This is a genomic window from Pseudactinotalea terrae, assembly GCF_009733845.1.
Taxonomy (GTDB): Bacteria; Actinomycetota; Actinomycetes; order Actinomycetales; family Beutenbergiaceae; genus Pseudactinotalea; species Pseudactinotalea terrae.
This window is the reverse complement of record NZ_WNXZ01000001.1, coordinates 78409-94433: the sequence shown is the minus strand read 5'-3', so window position 1 is coordinate 94433 and position 16025 is coordinate 78409. Positions and strand designations below refer to the sequence as shown.

The 16025-nt window shown below is 73.1% G+C and carries 16 protein-coding genes; 8 read left to right on the top strand and 8 right to left on the bottom strand.

Annotation, left to right across the window (positions count from 1 at the left end; genetic code table 11):
* The first annotated feature begins 1 nt into the window (after nt 1).
* A complete protein-coding gene (locus GPA03_RS00450) occupies nt 2-586 on the top strand; it encodes a hypothetical protein (RefSeq protein ID WP_241681008.1) in 585 nt (194 codons plus the stop codon).
* Nucleotides 583-1035 carry a hypothetical protein gene (locus GPA03_RS00445; RefSeq protein WP_156250044.1) on the top strand — a complete coding sequence of 151 codons (453 nt, stop codon included), beginning with the start codon at nt 583-585 and terminating at the stop codon, nt 1033-1035. The genes GPA03_RS00450 and GPA03_RS00445 overlap by 4 nt, the downstream gene beginning before the upstream one ends.
* Nucleotides 1036-1037: 2 nt before the next feature.
* On the opposite strand, the gene mnmA is transcribed toward GPA03_RS00445, so the two are convergent.
* Nucleotides 1038-2135, bottom strand: a complete 1098-nt coding sequence (gene mnmA, locus GPA03_RS00440) for a tRNA 2-thiouridine(34) synthase MnmA (RefSeq protein WP_156250043.1) — start codon at nt 2133-2135, stop codon at nt 1038-1040.
* On the bottom strand, nt 2132-3376 hold the full coding sequence (locus tag GPA03_RS00435; protein WP_241681007.1) for a cysteine desulfurase family protein: 1245 nt from the start codon (nt 3374-3376) through the stop codon (nt 2132-2134). The genes mnmA and GPA03_RS00435 overlap by 4 nt, the downstream gene beginning before the upstream one ends.
* A gap of 80 nt (nt 3377-3456) precedes the next feature.
* Here GPA03_RS00435 and GPA03_RS00430 point away from each other — a divergent pair, with 80 nt between their 5' ends.
* Both GPA03_RS00430 and GPA03_RS00425 read left to right on the top strand, forming a co-directional pair.
* Entirely contained in the window at nt 3457-5094 is a 1638-nt protein-coding gene (locus GPA03_RS00430; protein WP_156250041.1) for an outer membrane protein assembly factor BamB family protein, read from the top strand.
* Nucleotides 5094-5492 (top strand): hypothetical protein, encoded by a 399-nt coding sequence (locus tag GPA03_RS00425; RefSeq protein WP_156250040.1) that lies wholly within the window; start codon nt 5094-5096, stop codon nt 5490-5492. The genes GPA03_RS00430 and GPA03_RS00425 overlap by 1 nt, the downstream gene beginning before the upstream one ends.
* A 7-nt stretch (nt 5493-5499) precedes the next feature.
* Here GPA03_RS00425 and GPA03_RS00420 read toward each other — a convergent pair whose 3' ends face one another.
* The 4 genes from GPA03_RS00420 to GPA03_RS00405 are packed head-to-tail and all read right to left on the bottom strand — an operon-like array spanning nt 5500 to nt 8895.
* Nucleotides 5500-6417: a phosphotransferase family protein gene (locus GPA03_RS00420; protein WP_156250039.1), complete on the bottom strand. Its 918-nt coding sequence runs from the start codon at nt 6415-6417 to the stop codon at nt 5500-5502.
* Nucleotides 6414-7136 (bottom strand): HAD hydrolase-like protein, encoded by a 723-nt coding sequence (locus GPA03_RS00415; protein WP_156250038.1) that lies wholly within the window; start codon nt 7134-7136, stop codon nt 6414-6416. The genes GPA03_RS00420 and GPA03_RS00415 overlap by 4 nt, the downstream gene beginning before the upstream one ends.
* A complete protein-coding gene (locus tag GPA03_RS00410; RefSeq protein ID WP_156250037.1) occupies nt 7133-8095 on the bottom strand; it encodes an electron transfer flavoprotein subunit alpha/FixB family protein in 963 nt (320 codons plus the stop codon). Before GPA03_RS00410 ends, GPA03_RS00415 begins: the two co-directional genes overlap by 4 nt.
* Nucleotides 8092-8895 (bottom strand): electron transfer flavoprotein subunit beta/FixA family protein, encoded by an 804-nt coding sequence (locus GPA03_RS00405; protein ID WP_156250036.1) that lies wholly within the window; start codon nt 8893-8895, stop codon nt 8092-8094. Before GPA03_RS00405 ends, GPA03_RS00410 begins: the two co-directional genes overlap by 4 nt.
* Before the next feature lie 102 nt (nt 8896-8997).
* Between GPA03_RS00405 and glgX the strand changes: the two genes are divergently transcribed.
* From glgX to GPA03_RS00390, 3 genes are all read left to right on the top strand, one after another.
* A complete protein-coding gene (gene glgX / locus GPA03_RS00400; protein WP_156250035.1) occupies nt 8998-11211 on the top strand; it encodes a glycogen debranching protein GlgX in 2214 nt (737 codons plus the stop codon).
* Nucleotides 11212-11330: 119 nt separating this feature from the next.
* Nucleotides 11331-11543 (top strand): hypothetical protein, encoded by a 213-nt coding sequence (locus GPA03_RS00395; RefSeq protein ID WP_156250034.1) that lies wholly within the window; start codon nt 11331-11333, stop codon nt 11541-11543.
* An 87-nt stretch (nt 11544-11630) separates the two neighbouring features.
* Nucleotides 11631-13277 carry an FAD-binding dehydrogenase gene (locus GPA03_RS00390; RefSeq protein WP_156250033.1) on the top strand — a complete coding sequence of 549 codons (1647 nt, stop codon included), beginning with the start codon at nt 11631-11633 and terminating at the stop codon, nt 13275-13277.
* Nucleotides 13278-13283: 6 nt separating this feature from the next.
* Here the strand turns inward: GPA03_RS00390 and GPA03_RS00385 are convergent, their stop codons facing one another.
* A complete protein-coding gene (locus GPA03_RS00385; protein WP_241681006.1) occupies nt 13284-13697 on the bottom strand; it encodes a transferase in 414 nt (137 codons plus the stop codon).
* A 148-nt stretch (nt 13698-13845) separates the two neighbouring features.
* On the opposite strand from GPA03_RS00385, the gene GPA03_RS00380 reads away from it, so the two are divergent.
* Nucleotides 13846-15036 (top strand): MFS transporter, encoded by a 1191-nt coding sequence (locus tag GPA03_RS00380; protein WP_156250032.1) that lies wholly within the window; start codon nt 13846-13848, stop codon nt 15034-15036.
* Here the strand turns inward: GPA03_RS00380 and GPA03_RS00375 are convergent.
* On the bottom strand, nt 15033-15950 hold the full coding sequence (locus tag GPA03_RS00375) for a helix-turn-helix domain-containing protein (protein WP_156250031.1): 918 nt from the start codon (nt 15948-15950) through the stop codon (nt 15033-15035). The two genes, GPA03_RS00380 and GPA03_RS00375, sit on opposite strands and share 4 nt — an antisense overlap.
* Between the last annotated feature and the right edge of the window lie 75 nt (nt 15951-16025).

The following is a 16025-nucleotide window of genomic DNA, read 5'->3' as shown; positions in this document are numbered from 1 at the left end:
CATGACGCAGCCGTGGTGGCCCGGATCCGGTGAGCCGCCCGCGCCCCCGAGCGCGCCCCAGGCGGCCCCGTGGATGCCGCAGCAGGCGGGGCAGCAGCCGTACCGCGGCCAGAACCACCCGCAGCAGGCCACGCCATGGGCTCCCCCGCCCACGCCGCCGACCGCGCAGGCCCAGCAGGGTCAGCCGATCACGGTCGTCAACACCATGTCAGCGACGTCGGGCGGCGTCACCGCGCCCGGCGCGCCACAGCCCCAGCAGCAGCGCGCCGTTCCCGGTCTCGGGTTCGCGACCTTCCTGCTCGTGGTCGGCACGATCGTCTTCGCGGCCCTCGTCGCGCGCGAGTGGGTCGTGGACTGGGGCACCTCGGTGGCGACCTGCATCGACGGCGGTGGCGCGTGGGAGTGCCTCAGCAACGAGGCGGGCCGCATCCAGGTGCTACTGCCGATCGTCGCGGTGCTCGGCGCCTTCTCGCTGGCGCGCGGTGCCGGCATCGAGCGCCAGCAGGGCCGCGGCATCGGCTGGCTCTACGCGCTGCTGGGCTTCGGGCTCGTCGGGCTCGCCTGGGCGATGGGAGCGGCGGCATGAGCATCTTCGACCCCTACAACCAGAAGCAGCCCGAGGTCCACGGGCTCAACACCGGCAGCCAGACCCAGGTCTCCACGCTCGCCCCGGTGGAAACCGACGGCATCCGCACCAACCAGTACCGCTCCGGCGCCCTCGGCGCCCTCGCCCCGTTCCTCGGCTACCTGAGCCTGCTGCTCTCGGTCGCGATGGGCCTGGCGGCCGCGGCGGGCCGCATGCTGTGCCTGGAGGGCAGGCTCGACGCGAACGTCTGCGAGGTCGAGCCCAGCCAGCTGGTCCTGGTCCCGCTCGCCGTGCTGTTCTTCGGTCTCGTGCTCGCCGGCATCGGCGGCAGCCTCGCGAAGAACCGCCGCGCGGCAGGCTCGCTCGTCGTGCTCCTGCTCGGGTACGCCCTCCTCGCGCTCGCGACCCAGTGGTTCGGCAACGAGCTCCTCGGGCTGCCGTTCCCCTGACATCAGCGAACGGCGCCGACCGCACCGGCGCGGGCCGCTGAGGTGATGCTCGCCTGCCCGAGCACGCGCGTGCCCCGGTAGACCACGATCGACTGCCCGGCGGCGATGCCGCGCAACGGCGTCGCCAGCCGCGCGACCAGGGTGCCGCCGTCCACCTCGACCGTCGCAGCGACCGGTTCGCCGTGCGCCCGGACCTGCACGGTCACGTCCTGGAACGGTCCGGGCTCCGCGAGCCAGACGACGTCCCCACCGGTGATCTCGTCCACGCTCAGCAGCGCGGCCGGACCGACCACCACGCGGTTCGCCGCGGGATCGGTCGCGACCACGTACCGGGGCGCGCCGTCGCTCGCAGGTGTTGTGATCCCGAGGCCCCTGCGCTGGCCGACCGTGAAGCCGTAGGCGCCCTGGTGGGTCCCGACGACGGCGCCCGAGGAGTCGACGATCTCACCCGGGCGCTCGCCGAGGCGAGCGGCCAGGAAACCCCGGGTGTCGCCGTCGGCCACGAAGCAGATGTCGTAGGAGTCGGGCTTGGCCGAGACCGACAGCCCGCGCGCGGCGGCCTCCGCGCGCACGACGTCCTTGGACTCCACGTCGCCCAGCGGGAACAGCGATCGCTCGAGCCGCTCCCGGCCCATCACCGCGAGCACGTAGCTCTGGTCCTTCGCGCTGTCGACGGCGCGGTGCAGCTCGCGCCCGTGCTCGCCGTCCACGATGCGTGCGTAGTGCCCGGTGGCCACCGCGTCGAACCCGAGCGCGAGACCGCGGTCGAGCAGCGCGGCGAACTTGATGTGCTCGTTGCAGCGCACGCACGGGTTGGGCGTGCGGCCGGCCTCGTACTCCGACAGGAAGTCCGCCACGACGGTGTCCTCGAACTCCTCCGACAGGTCCCACACGTAGTACGGGATACCGAGGACATCGGCCGCGCGGCGGGCATCGGAGGCGTCCTCGATCGAGCAGCAGCCCCGGGAGCCGTTGCGGTGCTGAGCGCGGCTGCGCGAGAGCGCCATGTGCACGCCGACCACCTCGTGCCCCGCGTCGACCGCACGTGCGGCCGCGACCGCCGAGTCCACGCCGCCGGAGAGCGCTGCGAGCACCTTCATCGCACGCCCGCCACACGTCCACGCCCGGAGGGCGCAGGCTCGCCGGCAGGGCGTGGCTGGCCGCTCCGGGTCACGCTTGCGCCCTGTCGGGGCAGGTTCGCGGCGCGGGCGCGCTCGACCACACCGGGCAGCACCGCGAGCACCCGGTCGATGTCGGCCTCGGTCGTGGTCCGGCCCAGCGTGAACCGGACCGCGGAGCGCGCCGTCCGCACGTCGTCGCCCATCGCCAGCAGCACGTGCGAGGGCTGCGTGACACCGGCGGTGCAGGCCGAGCCCGAGGAGGCGGCCACACCCGCGGCGTCCAGGCCGAACAGCACGGCGTCGGCATCGGTGCCCGGAATCGTGAGCAGCAGGTGCCCCGGGAGCCGATCGGCGCCGGCCGATCGTGCGCTCACCTCCGGGATCGCGGCGAGCACGCCCGCCTGCAGCCGGTCCCGCAGCTCACCGAGCCGCGCCTGCTCGCTCGCCTGCTCGGCGACCGCGAGCCGCACCGCGAGCGCGAGCGCCCTGGCCCCGGCGGCGTCGAGGGTCCCGGAGCGGATGCCGCGCTCCTGACCGCCGCCGTGCAGAACCGGCGCCAGCGCGGCGTCGCGCCGTGCGAGCAGCGCGCCCACGCCCACCGGTGCGCCGACCTTGTGGCCCGAGAGCGCGAGCGTGGTCACGCCGATCTCGGCGAAGTCGAGCGGCACGTGCCCGAGCGCCTGCACCGCGTCGGTGTGCACGGCGACGCCACCGGCGGCAGCGACGACCTCCCGCACGGGCTGCAGCGCGCCGGTCTCGTTGTTCGCCCACATCACCGCGAGCACCGCGGTGCGCTCTGCCGCCGAGGCGAGGTACGCCGTCAGGGCATCGAGGTCGAGGACACCCTCGCGGTCGACCGCGAGCTCGGTCACCTCGGCCCCCTGCGCCGAGCCGAGCCAGTGCGCGGCATCGAGCACCGCATGATGCTCGACGGCGGAGATCGCGACCGCAGGTCGCGTCCCCCTGGCGGCATGGAACCCGCCCACCACCGCGAGGTTGTCCGCCTCGGTGCCGCCTGCGGTGAAGATCACCTCGGTCGGGTGGGCGCCGAGATCGGCGGCGAGCTGCTCGCGCGACTCCTCGAGCACGCGGCGTGCCTCGCGGCCGAAGCTGTGCACCGAGGAGGGGTTGCCGAGCCGGCGGAGGTCCTCGGCGTAGGCGTGCGCGACCTCGTCGCGCACGACCGTGGTCGCCGCGTGATCGAGATAGGTCGCCGTCACGACATCCGAGTGTAGGTCGGGCAGAGGTACCCGCGGTGCTCGCGGTCCGGGGCCCCGCGCGCTGGCTACCCTGCCCGGTGATGAGCGAGCCCGACGACGCCCGGTTCCGGCCTGGCGACCCTGCTCCCGACGACGGTATCGGCGACGGGTATGACCCGGCTCCCGTTCCGGGCTTCACCGCCCCGCAGCCGTACTCGGTCGAGATGGATGACGGCGAGCGCCCGCAGCAACCGGCATCGACGCCGAGCAGGCATGGTCCGTCCGCACCAGCCGGGCCGGCCGGCGGTCACCACCCGCCCGCGCCATCGGCACCGTTCTCGACAGCTCGACCGACTCCGGCACGGCCCGCACGCCGCTCCCGGTCCTCGTGGATCCTCGTGGGCGCCTTCGCGCTGCTGATCGTCGTCCAGCTCGTCGGAGCCGCGGTCAGCAGGCTCGGGGGCGATGAGGATCCGCCCCCCGTGGGAAGCACCACCGGGGACGTGCCGGACATGGCCGCGGTGTGGCTGCTCGGGCCGGAGGACCTCACCGAGCCCGAGGACGGCGACGAGTTCGCCCGCAACCCCGACGGTGCCTTCACCGGACCTCAGATCATCGTGGCCGACGACGCGTGGGTGGTCGCCTGGCAGACCGAGAGCGGCTCCGGGTGGCGCACCGCCGGCATCGCCGCGCTCGACCCCGCCGACGGCGGGGTCCTGTGGGAGCGGCCGCTGCCCGGGGTCCTGTGCGCGGACCACGCCTTCGACGGGGCGCTCCGGTGTCTGCACGAGGACGGCGGGACCTGGGTGTACCACCAGATCGAGATCGCCACCGGTGAGGACACCGTCACGGTCGAGACCTCGCTGCGGGAGGTCCAGACGGTGCACGCGACCGCCGAGGGGCTGGTCGCGGTGGGCCCCGCCGATCCGGCACCCCATGCCGAGATGGCCGGCTTCGCGCCCGACGGCACCGAGCTGTGGAGCATCGACGTCGCCGACCTCGACTCCGCCGAGCTGCTGTTCTCGCACGTCTACGACTCCGACGGCGACCCGGTGCTGGAGCGTCCACGCTGGCGTGATCTCGACGATGGCCTGGTGATGCTCTGGGCCACTCCCGGCGCGGCGATCATCGATCCCGTCACCGGTCCGGTCCTTGTCCACCACTGCAGGGCAGGCACGGCGCAGGGTGACCACTATCTCTGCCAGGACGACGACGGCCTGCATCGGCACGCCCTCGACGGCACGATCACCTGGTCGCTGCCCGGCGCTCGGCTCACCGTCCCCGAGGATCGCTCCGACGCGCGACCCGTGGCGATCACCGAGCCGGTCACGAACCAGTTCGAGATCGTCCCGGTGGACTGGGAGACCGGCCAGATCGCCGGCCCGGCGACGTACCGGTTCACCCAGCAGCCGGGCACCTGGAGCGGGATCGTGCTGCCGCCCTCGGCATACACGCTGGCGGATGCCACGATCGTGGCGGGCGACGCCGTGCTCGTGGCGCTCGACCCGGTCACCGGCGCACAGCTGTGGACCAGGCCGCTCGAGGGCGACGGCTACGTCTTCTCCGTCGTCCAGGTCGGGGAGGTCGCCGTCATCGACGCCGGCACCCACGCCGCCGGGCTCGACCTCGCGAGCGGCGAGCTCCTGTGGACGCAGCGCAACACCGGGGACCAGCTCGCGGGCATCGACGGGCTCCTCGTCTCGACCGGGTACGAGATCGGTGTCATGGAGGTCCCCTGATGGGCGGCGACGCGCACCTGCCCTACGGGGCGACCGCGCCGGCACCCACCGCCGAGCCGCTGCCCCCGGGATGGCGCCTGTGCCCCTGCGGCCAGCGGGTGCGGCCGTGGTTCCAGGGGCGCGGCATCGGGCACGGGATCTGGATCGGCGTGGTCTCGCCGCTGATCACCCTGGTGATCTACGCGTTCGTGGTGGCGGTCGCGCTGTCGGAGCCGCTCGCCGACCAACCGGTCGCCCGGGCCGTGGTGCTCGGCCTGATCCCGCTGAGCTACCTCGTGGCTCTGCTGGTCCTCGTCCGGGTCGGGCACCGCGGCGGCTGCCTGATGGCCAGATCGCTCGCGTGGTTCATCGTCTGGCCCGGTGCGGCGGTGACGGCGGTCCTGTCTGCCGCGCCCTGAGCTGCGGCTACTCCCCCAGCCGCTGCCTCAGCCACGCGAGCCCGATCTCGCCCTGGGCGCGCTGGAACTGGCGCACGTGCGGCACCCCCGGCGGCGGTGGTTGCACGCTGCCGTGCACGAAGTAGCCCGTGAGCCCCGCGAGCACGGTGGTCACGTCGTCCTCCGCGACGTCCTTGCTGATCCCGGCGCGCGCCCAGAGGTCAGCGGGGTCGCCGCCGCCTTCGAGAGTGATGCTCGGCAGCTGCGCGAGCAGGTCCACCCACGGCGCCCCGACAGCCGCGTACGGCCAGTCCACGAGCAGCACCCGGCCACCGCGACGGACCATGTTGTCGCGACGCGCATCGAGGTGGACCAGCGCGGTGCCCGCTGCGCGGCTCCCGTAGTTCCTGCTCAACCGTTCCAGGTCGCGCAGGTTCGCCGCCACCCACGGGTCCCACGAGCTGAGGTCGGAGCCGTCCGCGAGCGCGGTGTGCCAGCCGGTCATCAGCCCGAGCTCGTGCGGGACGGTGGGCAGCCCCGCAGGCCCCTCGATGCCGGCCAGCACGTCGTAGACCGCGAGCACCTCCTCGAGGGTCCGCTCGTCCCAGGGGAGATCGACCGGCTCGTCGGCTGCCTCGAACCCGTTCGCGACCCACTCGCCGTCGTCGAGGCTCCACAGCATCCGCGGCGCCGGCGCCGCGTCCGGGAGCATCGCGTTCACGCGCGCCTCGTCCCGGTACAGCTCCCAGCTGCGCCGATGGAAGGACGCCGAGACCGCCTTGACGAAGGTCCTGCCGCCGTCGGCCGTGCTCAGCGTGGCCGCCATCCCGGGCGAGTAGCCGCCCTCGTGGCTGAGCACATCGACGACGGCGGAGCCCAGTCGGTCCTCGATCTCGCCTCGCACGTGGTCCGGCAGCGCGGACCAGGCCAGCCGGACCCGGCTCATCGCTGCTCGCCGGCGTGGATCGTGGGCTCGGCGCGCCGACCGACGAGGGCGCCCTGGTCGGTCGCCACGTGGTGCAGCACGGCGTCGGCGAGACCGGCGACCTCGGCGACCACGGCGACGGCGCCCTCGAGCTCACCCGGGTCGCCGTAGCCCCAGCCCGCGCCGAGGCAGGCGATGCCGTTCTCGGCCGCGCCCTCGACGTCGTGGTGGCGGTCGCCCACCATGATGATGCGAGAGGCCTCCGGCACCCGTGCGGGGCCGAGCTCCTCCAGGGCGTGCGCGATGACGGTCGCCTTGGTCGAGGGGATGTGGTCGGGCGGTGCTCCGAACACGCCGTCGACCAGCCGGTCGAGCCCCCACCGCTCGCAGATCTGGCGCGCGTACCCCTCGGGCTTCGACGTGGCGACGGCGAGCGTGAGCCCCGCGGCGCGGAGGCGCTCGAGCTGCTCACCGATCCCGGGGAACGGCGCCGACTCCCACATGCCGCCGGCCTCGAACTCGGCGCGATACGCCTCGATGGCCTCCAGGATCCGATGCTCCGGCACGCCGTGCGCCCGCAGCGAGACGGGCAGCGGCGGTCCGACGAACGCCAGCAGCACCTCCGGCTCCGGCACGGGCAGCCCGAGGGAGGCGAGCGTGACGCTCGCCGAGCGCAGGATGCCCGGTGCGGAGTTGCTGAGCGTGCCGTCGAGGTCCAGCAGGGCCAGTGGTGCGGTCATCGGTCGAGGTGCTCGCGGATCGCCTGCGCGGCGGCGGGCAGGATCTCCTGCAGGTCACCGATCACGGCGAAGTCGGCGATCTGCACCAGTGGGGCGTCCTGGTCGAGGTTCACCGCCACGACCGTGCCCGAGGCCTGCATGCCGCCGTGATGGTGCGGGGCACCGGAGATGCCGGCGCCGATGTACAGGCGCGGCGCGATGGTCACGCCGGTCTGGCCCACCTGCGCGTCGTGCGGCTGCCAGCCCTCGTCCACGCAGTCGCGGGTGGTGCCGATCGCGGCACCGAGCGCATCGGCGAGCTCTTCGACGGCGGAGAAGTCGCCCTCCGTGCCACGGCCACCGAGCACCACGGTCGCGGCCTCGGCGAGCGCCGGGCGGCCCTCGCTCGGTCGTTCCTCGCGCCCGATCAGCGCGAGACCACGCGGCAGCGTGGCATCGACCTCGAGCGGCTCGACGGCGGTGGTGGTCGCCTCGCCGGCAGGAGCCGCCACCACCGCGTTCGCCCGCACGGTCGCGACGGCGACCGGGCTGGTCACGGCGCAGCGCGTCTCCCAGGTGCCGGCGAAGACACGCTTGTCGCCGACGACCTCGCCGGTCTCGTCGTCGAGCGCGAGCGCGGCGACGTCGATGAGCAGGCCTGCGTCGAGGAGGAACGAGGCGTGCGCGGCGACCTCCTTGGCCACGAACGACGTCGGCAGCAGCACGAGGCTCGCACCGATGGCCTCGACGGCGGCCGCGACCGCCCGGCCGCTCACGGCTGCGGCGTGCCGCGCCTCGCCCAGATCGGCGACGAGCGCCCGGGCCACGCCGGCGGCGCCGAGCGCGGTGACGTCGTCGTCGGTGAGCGGCTGGAGCGACAGCACGGCCGGCGTGCCGAGCGCGCGCGCGAGCGTGACAGCCTCCAGCACCGGCGCGCGGACGCCGCCGAGCGCGACCACGAGAACCCCTCTGGTGCTCACCTGGCGCCTCCCACGAGGTCGTTGTCGATCAGGTACCTGGCGAGCAGCGCGCCGCCCTCGCCGTCGTCGTCGGTCACGATCTCGGGACCGGGATGCTCGGGTCGGCGGGCGGCCTCGACCACCCGGGTCCGCGTCCCGGCGGCGCCGACCTGTGCAGCGCTCAACCCCAGGTCCGCCGGCGTGAGCACCGTGACCTCGGCGCCGCGGGCGGCGAGCAGATCCTTCATCTTGGGCAGCCGCGGGTCGTTGGCGGTGTCGATGACCGACACCACGGCGGGGGTGCTGGCACGCCAGCGCTCGGTCGCGCCGTCGAGCTCGCGGCGAGCGACCAGTGCCTCACCCTCGAGCGTGACCTCTTCGACCACGGTGAGCTGCGGCCAGCCCAGCTCGGCCGCGATCAGCGAGGGCACCACCGATCCCAGCCCGTCCAGGGCTGCGAGACCGGTGAGGACCACGTCGACGGGAGCCTCGCCGTCGAGCACCCGCACGGCGGCGGTGAGCGCACGGGCGGTGGCGACCACGTCGGAGCCTGCGAAGGCGTCGTCGGTGACGTGGACTGCTCGGCCGGCGCCCATCGCGAGCGCGCGACGCAGCGCATCGACGGCGATGGCCGGGCCGAGGCTGACCGCGATCACCTCGCCGTCGCTGGCAGCCGCGAGCTGGAGCGCGGCCTCGACGGCGTTCTCGTCGACCTCGTTGAGGGTCGAGTCGTCCGAGGTGCGGACCGTGAGCCCGCGCTCGCCGAGGGCGCGATCGCTCAGGAGCTCGGGGACATGCTTGACGAGGACGACCACACGCATGGTGCCAGCCTGCCACGTCCGGCGGCCCCGCCGCCCCTGCGTACTCCGCCGTCCGGCTCGCGGGCGCTAGATTGTTGCGGCCGCTTCCGACATCGAGGATCTATGACTGCGCTGACCGCACCGTCCGTGACGTTGCTCTCGACCAGTGACGCGACGGCGCCGGCCACCCGGTCGGAGCGGTTCGGTGTGCACCTGGTCGGCGACGGCGTGGACGTGGTGGTCAGCGCCCCGTTCGCGGACCACGTCTGGCTGTGCCTGCTCGAGGACGGCGAGGAGGGCGAGCTGCTCGAGCGGCGGGTGTCCCTGCTGCCGAGGCTGCACGGTCGCTGGCACGCGCACGTGCCGGGCGTGGGCCCCGGCCAGCGTTACGGCTTCCGGGTCGACGGCGAATGGCACCCCGGCCACGGCATGCGGCACAACGCCGCGAAGCTGCTGCTCGACCCGTACGCGCGGGGCATCGCAGGCGAGGTCGAGCTCCGGCCCGAGATCTACGGGCACCCGGTCGACGACGAGCTCGCGCCGTTGCCGGTCGACGGCCCCGACGAGCGCGACAGCGCACCGTTCGTGGCGCACGGTGTCGTGCTCGCGGACCACCCGGGCGGCGGCGTGGCGAACCGGCCACGTGTCACCTGGAGCCGGACCGTCCTGTACGAGGCGCACGTGCGCGGCCTGACGAAGCAGCTGCCCGGCGTCCCTGAGCACCTGCGCGGCACCTACGCCGGGCTGGCGCACCCGGCCACGATCGAGCACCTGCAGAGCATCGGGGTGACCAGCATCGAGCTGCTCCCTATCCACGCGAAGGTGACCGAGCCGGCGCTGCAGCAGCGCGGGGTCGTCAACTACTGGGGCTACAACACGCTCTCGTTCTTCGCGCCCGAGCCGAGCTACGCCACGCGCGCCGCCCAAGAGGCGGGACCGGACGCCGTCCTCGACGAGGTCAAGGGCATGGTGCAGCTGCTGCACGAGGCGGGGCTCGAGGTGATTCTCGACGTCGTCTACAACCACACCTGCGAGGGCGGCCCCGACGGGCCGACGCTGTCCTGGCGTGGGCTCGACGACTTCGGGTACTACCTGCACGACGGCTCCGCCGCGGACCGCTACCTGGACGTCACAGGCTGCGGGAACACCCTCGACTTCCGCAACCACCGCGCGATCCAGCTGACCCTCGACTCGCTGCGGTACTGGGTCGAGCAGGTCGGCGTCGACGGGTTCCGCTTCGACCTGATGACGGCGCTCGCCCGCAAGGCGGAGCAGGTCGACATGGAGCACCCGCTGCTGGTGGCGCTCGCGAGCGACCCGGTGATCAGCGGCGTCAAGCTGATCGCGGAGCCGTGGGACCTCGGACCGCACGGCTGGCAGACCGGCAACTTCCCGCCGCCGCTCAGCGAGTGGAACGACAGGTACCGCGACTGCGCCCGGTCCTTCTGGCTGACCGATGCGGCGGCGATCAGCAACGGTGGCGAGGGGCACGACCTGCGTGAGCTGGCCACCCGGCTCGCCGGGTCGGCGGACATGTTCGCGCACACCGACGTGCCCGGGGGCCGCGGACCGATCGCCTCGGTGAACTTCGTGACGGCGCACGACGGCTTCACGCTCGCCGACCTGGTCAGCTACGACGTCAAGCACAACCACGCCAACGGCGAGGACAACCGCGACGGCAGCGACAACAACCGCTCCTGGAACCACGGGGTGGAGGGCGAGACCGACGACCCCGAGATCCTCGCAGCCCGCCGGCGCTCGATGCGCAACATCCTCGGGATGCTGTTCGCCTCGACCGGAACCCCGATGCTCACCGCCGGTGACGAGCTCGGCCGCACCCAGCACGGCAACAACAACGCCTACTGCACCACCGTCGACGGCTTCGACGACGTCGCCCTGTCGGTGGACTGGAACCTGTCCGAGCCCCAGCGTGATCAGCTCGCCACGGTGCAGCACCTCGCGGCGCTGCGACGCGACCACGTGGTGCTGCGTCCCTGGCGGTTCCGCCGCCCCGACGAGACCCGCGGCGGGCGCCCCACCCTGATGTGGTTCGACGAGGCCGGCGAGCCGATGACCATCGACGTGTGGCACGACCCGCACCGCCGGGTGCTGCAGAAGTACCGCGTGAGCCGCGACGTCGAGGACCGCCACGTGCTGGTGGTGCTCAACGGTGCCGCCAACGAGGTCGACGTCATGGTGCCGAGTGTGGACCAGCGCTTCGAGCTGATGTGGGACTCCGCCTGGGAGCGCCCCGACGCCGGTGAGCGCCTCGTCGTCGACAGCGGCCACATCACCACGCTCGCCCCGCTCACGATGCGGATCTACCTGTCGCTCTGAGTCATCCGGCGTGGGACCGCAAGCCGCTGCGCCCGCCCGCGCCCAGGCATACAGTGATGGGACCGCTGCGGCCTCCGCGGAAGCGAGGTCCGTGACCGACGAGTTCGAAGGAGAGCATCATGTCGAGCACCCCCACACCTCCCGTCGTTCCAGTTCCGGGCGACGACGGCGATGACGACGAGCGCCTCGGTGACGAGGGCGTCGTCAGCCCGCTGGGCGACGACGACGACCAGCCCCTCGACCCCGACCTCAACGACGACCTCGTGAACAGCGCGGAGGCCGACGAGCGCGCCGCCACCGAGGGCGAGCTCGACGGGTCCGAGGAGGAGTAGCGCGCGGGGCCGTGCGGGCGCGCCACGGCGTGGTCGCACGGCCCACGACCCGGGCGTCAGCCCGCCCGCGCCGATAGGGTGCCGACCATGGCAGACACCGACGTCGTCGTCATCGGAGCCGGCCTCTCGGGGCTCGTCACCGCGACCGAGCTGGTCGCCCGGGGGCGGCACGTCACGCTGCTCGACGCCGAACCAGCGGCCTCCCTGGGAGGGCAGGCGTGGTGGTCGTTCGGCGGCCTGCTGCTCATCGACTCGCCCGAGCAGCGACGCCTCGGGGTCAGGGACAGCCCGGATCTCGCGCTCGCCGACTGGCTGGCTGCCGCCGACTTCGCCGACGGCGCCGATCGGGGCGAGGGACCCGACCGGAACGGGTACGCATGGGCCCGCGCCTACGTCGAGCTGGCCTCGGGCGAGCTGCGGTCCTGGCTGCGTGGCCTGGGCGTACGCCTGTTCCCTCTCGTGCAGTGGGCCGAGCGCGGCGGACACGAGGGTTACGGGCGCGGCAACACCGTGCCCCGCTTCCATGTGACCTGGGGAACCGGGCCCGGCGTGCTCGAACCGTTCGTCCGTGCCGCACGCGACGCCCGCGCGGCGGGCAGGCTCGACGTGCGGTTCCGCCGTCGGGTCAGCGAGATCCTGGTCACCGATGGCGCCGTGACCGGGGTCAGGGCGGATGTGCTCGCCCACTCGGCCGCACGCCGGGGTCAGGTGAGCGGTCGCGAGGTGGTGGGTAGCGAGGAGATCTCGGCCGACGCGGTCGTGGTCGCCTCCGGCGGCATCGGCGCGAATCACGACATGGTGCGGTCGCTGTGGCCGGCCGCCGCCGGCAGCCTGCCGCAGGACCTGCTCGCCGGGGTGCCCGACGGCACCGACGGCACCGGCATCGACCGGGCTGCGGCGGTCGGCGCCGACGTGGTCCATACCGACCGGATGTGGCACTACCCCGAGGGCTTGCCGATGGACCCGGCCGTGTGGACCCGCCACGGGGTGCGTATCCTGCCTGGCCCGAGCTCGCTGTGGCTCGACGCCGACGGCCACCGGCTGCCCGCGCCGCTGTTCCCCGGCTTCGACGCGCTCGGTGCACTCCGGTACCTCACCGGGCGCGGTGACGAGCACTCCTGGTTCGTGCTGAACAAGGCCATCATGGCGAAGGAGTTCGCGTTCTCCGGCTCGGACATGAACCCCGACCTCACCGGCAAGAGCGTGCGCCGGCTCCTCAAGCGGGTCACCGGGGGCGCCACGCCCGTGCTCGAGTTCTCGACGAGGTCCCCCGACTTCGTGTGGGCCGATGACGTCGCGTCGCTCGCGGCGGGCATGAACGCCCTGGTGGGGGGCTCGCAGATCTCGGCGACTACGCTCGCGAGCGTCATCCAGACGCGGGACGCCGCCGTCGAGCACGGCGGGGATGCCCAGCTCGAGGAGATCCGCAAGGCGCGCAGCTACGTCGTCGACAAGCGGATGCGGGTCGCCGAGCCGGCGCCGCTGACCAGACCGGAGGACGGGCCGCTGCTCGCCGTGCGGCTGCGAGCGCTGACCCGCAAGACGCTCGGCGGCCTGCACACCGACACCCAGGGGCGGGTGCTGCGACCAGGCGGCGAGGTGCTGCCCGGTCTGTGGGCGGTCGGCGAGGCCGCCGGGTTCGGCGGTGGCGGGATCCACGGGCACCGCTCGCTCGAAGGCACGTTCCTCGGCGCCTGCCTGCTCAACGGCCGGGTGGTCGGGCGCGCGATCTGAGCGGCCTCAGGCGGCGCGGACCTCCTGCTCGAGCCCGTTCCTGCCGACGACGACCATAGCCGGGATCTCGGAGTCCGGCCTCAGGGTGACGCGGGGGCGAATGCGCGCGCCTGCACCGATGGACGTTCGGCTGCCGATGCGTGCATGCGCGCCGATGACGGCCTCGCGCTCGACATGGCTGGCGGTCGCCAGGTAGGCGCCGGTCTCGATCCGTACTCCTGCCTCGATCCAGCAGCCGGCACCCAGGCGTGCGCCGGCGGCGATCGTGGCTCCCGGGTCGACCCAGGCGGTCTCCTCGATGCGGGCGCTCGGGTCGGCATCGGCGTGCATGGCGACCATGCCGCCGCCGTTCTCATGACGGCGGTACCTGACGACCGTGCCGTTGTCGAGCTCGAGCTCCTCGTACTTCTTCTTCCTCACAGGTACCCCTCTTCCTCTACCTGGTGCGGTCTTGATGACATAACGAACGAGAGAGACGGAAGATTCCCGCGCGCGAACCCGGACGAATGGTCGGACTCTACGGACTCTTCGTCGGGCGTCGACCACCCCGCGCGAGCACGCTGGAGGAATGACACAGACTCTGCCCGCGGGGACCGAGCCCGAGGTTCGATCCGACCGCATCCGGTACGGCGGCCTCATCGTGATGATGCTGATGAGCTTCCTGCTCGTCACCGCCGAGTTCCTGCCGAACGGGGTGCTGACCGAGCTGGCCACCGACCTGGGGGTCACGGCGGGTCAGGCGGGGCAGACCGTGACGGTGACCGCCCTGGTGGGCTTCGTCGTCGCCCCGACGGTCGGGATCGTCTTCCCCCGCCTGGACCGTCGGTCGCTGCTCGTGCGGATGGCGCTCGCCGCGGCGGTCTCGAACCTGCTCGTCGCGATCGCGCCGAACCTGATCCTGGTCCTGCTAGCCCGGTTCTTCCTCGGTGCCGCGATCAGCGCGTTCTGGACGATGTCCATCACCGTCGCGGTGCGGATCGCGGGTGCGGAGCGCCTCGGTCGAGCGGTGATGTTCACCTCGGCAGGCGCTTCGCTGGCCACGGTGGCAGGCGTGCCGCTCGGGGTGCTGCTGAGCGAGCTCGCGAGCTGGCGGGCTGTCTTCGCCGGCATCGGGGTGGCGACCGCGCTGCTCGCCCTGGCGCTGCGGGCGCTGCTGCCGACCGTGCCCGCGGCCACGACCTCGAGCCTTCGGCTGCTGCTCGAGGTGGTTCGCCGCCCCGGCGCCGCGCTCGGCATGATGGGGCACGTCTTCGTGGTGTTCGGTCACATCGTCGCCTACACCTACATCCGGCTCGCGCTGGAGCGCATGCCGGAGATCGACGGCGGCTCGGTGGTGCTGCTGCTCGCGCTGTTCGGCGTCGGCGGGCTCGCGGGCAACATCGTCATCGGCATGGTCATCGACCGCTCGTTCGTGTTCTTCTCGGTTCTCACACCCGTGGCCATCGCCGCGACCGTGGCGATCACGATCCTGCTGCCCGGGGTGTTCCTCGCCGTCGCGGGCGCCGTGCTCGTCTGGGGCTTCTTCTTCGCTTCCTGGCTGATCGTGGTCAACACGTGGGTGGGGCACCGGATGCCCGATCGGCTGGAGGCCGGCGGCGGCCTGGTCGTCATCGGGTTCCAGGGCGCGATCACGCTCGCGGCAGCCATCGGCGGGCTCGTGCTCGACCTGGTCGGCGTCGGTGTCGTCTACGCGATCGGCGCCGCCTCGTTGCTCGTCGGGGCAGCGCTGTTCGGTCGGTCGTACCGGGTGCGCGACTAGGCGGGGGCGAGCGTGCGGTACTCCGCCCGCCACGCTGAGGGGGTCATGCCCGTGTGGCGCCGGAACGCTCGGCTGAAGCCCTCGTCCGAGCCGTAGCCGAGCTCCCTGGACACCTCGGAGACCGGGCGGCCCGCCTCGAGCATGCGCTTGGCGGCGTCGATCCGCACCTCGGTGACATAGCTGGCGGGCGAGCGACCCAGCGTCGACCGGAACCGCTCGGCGAAGACCGAGCGCGACATCGCCCCGAGGCTGGCGAGCGAGGAGACCGTCCACTCCCGCCCGGGCGTCTCGTGGATCGCCTCGAGGACGCGTTCGAGGAAGGGATCGCTCGAGCGCGCCGGCCAGCCGGTCGGCGCGCAGCCGTTCTCCGCCCAGGCGCGGATCAGGGAGAGCAGCACCGTCGTCGCCATCATCCGGCAGATCAGCGGGTTGCCGGAGCGGAGGTCGCACGCGTCGGACGGCTCGCTGCCGATCGTGCGGGCGAGGGCCGCCGCCGCCGGCTCGAGGCCCGCGAAGTCGGTCACGGTCACGAACTCGGGCAGGAGGTCCCGGACCATGGTCGCGGTCTCGGACAGGTGGAGCTCGGCGACCATCAGCGAGGCACCGGCCTCGGAGCTGAGCGCCACGGGATGGAGCCCGAGCGTGAGGAAGGCGTCGCCCTCGACCAGCCGCTCGCCGTCGGGCCTCGTGGAGAGAGCGAGCGAGCGCGAGGCGCGGTCCACATTCAGGGAGCACGCCTGCGACAGGGGTGGCTGCCCATGAACGCTGCCGCCGACGACGTACACCAGCCACACCGCACCCGGGGCGAGCGGCAGCAGCTCCCCCGCAGCCAGCACGAGCTTCCGGCCAGCACCGACACGGACATCGATCCACGAGAGGACCCGCTCCAGCGCGGCCGGGTCGATGTTCGCCATGTCTGTGCGCAACCAGCAGACCGCGAGCGCTATTCCGAGGCGGCGGCGCCTTCTGCGTGCGCGTGCACGGCACCA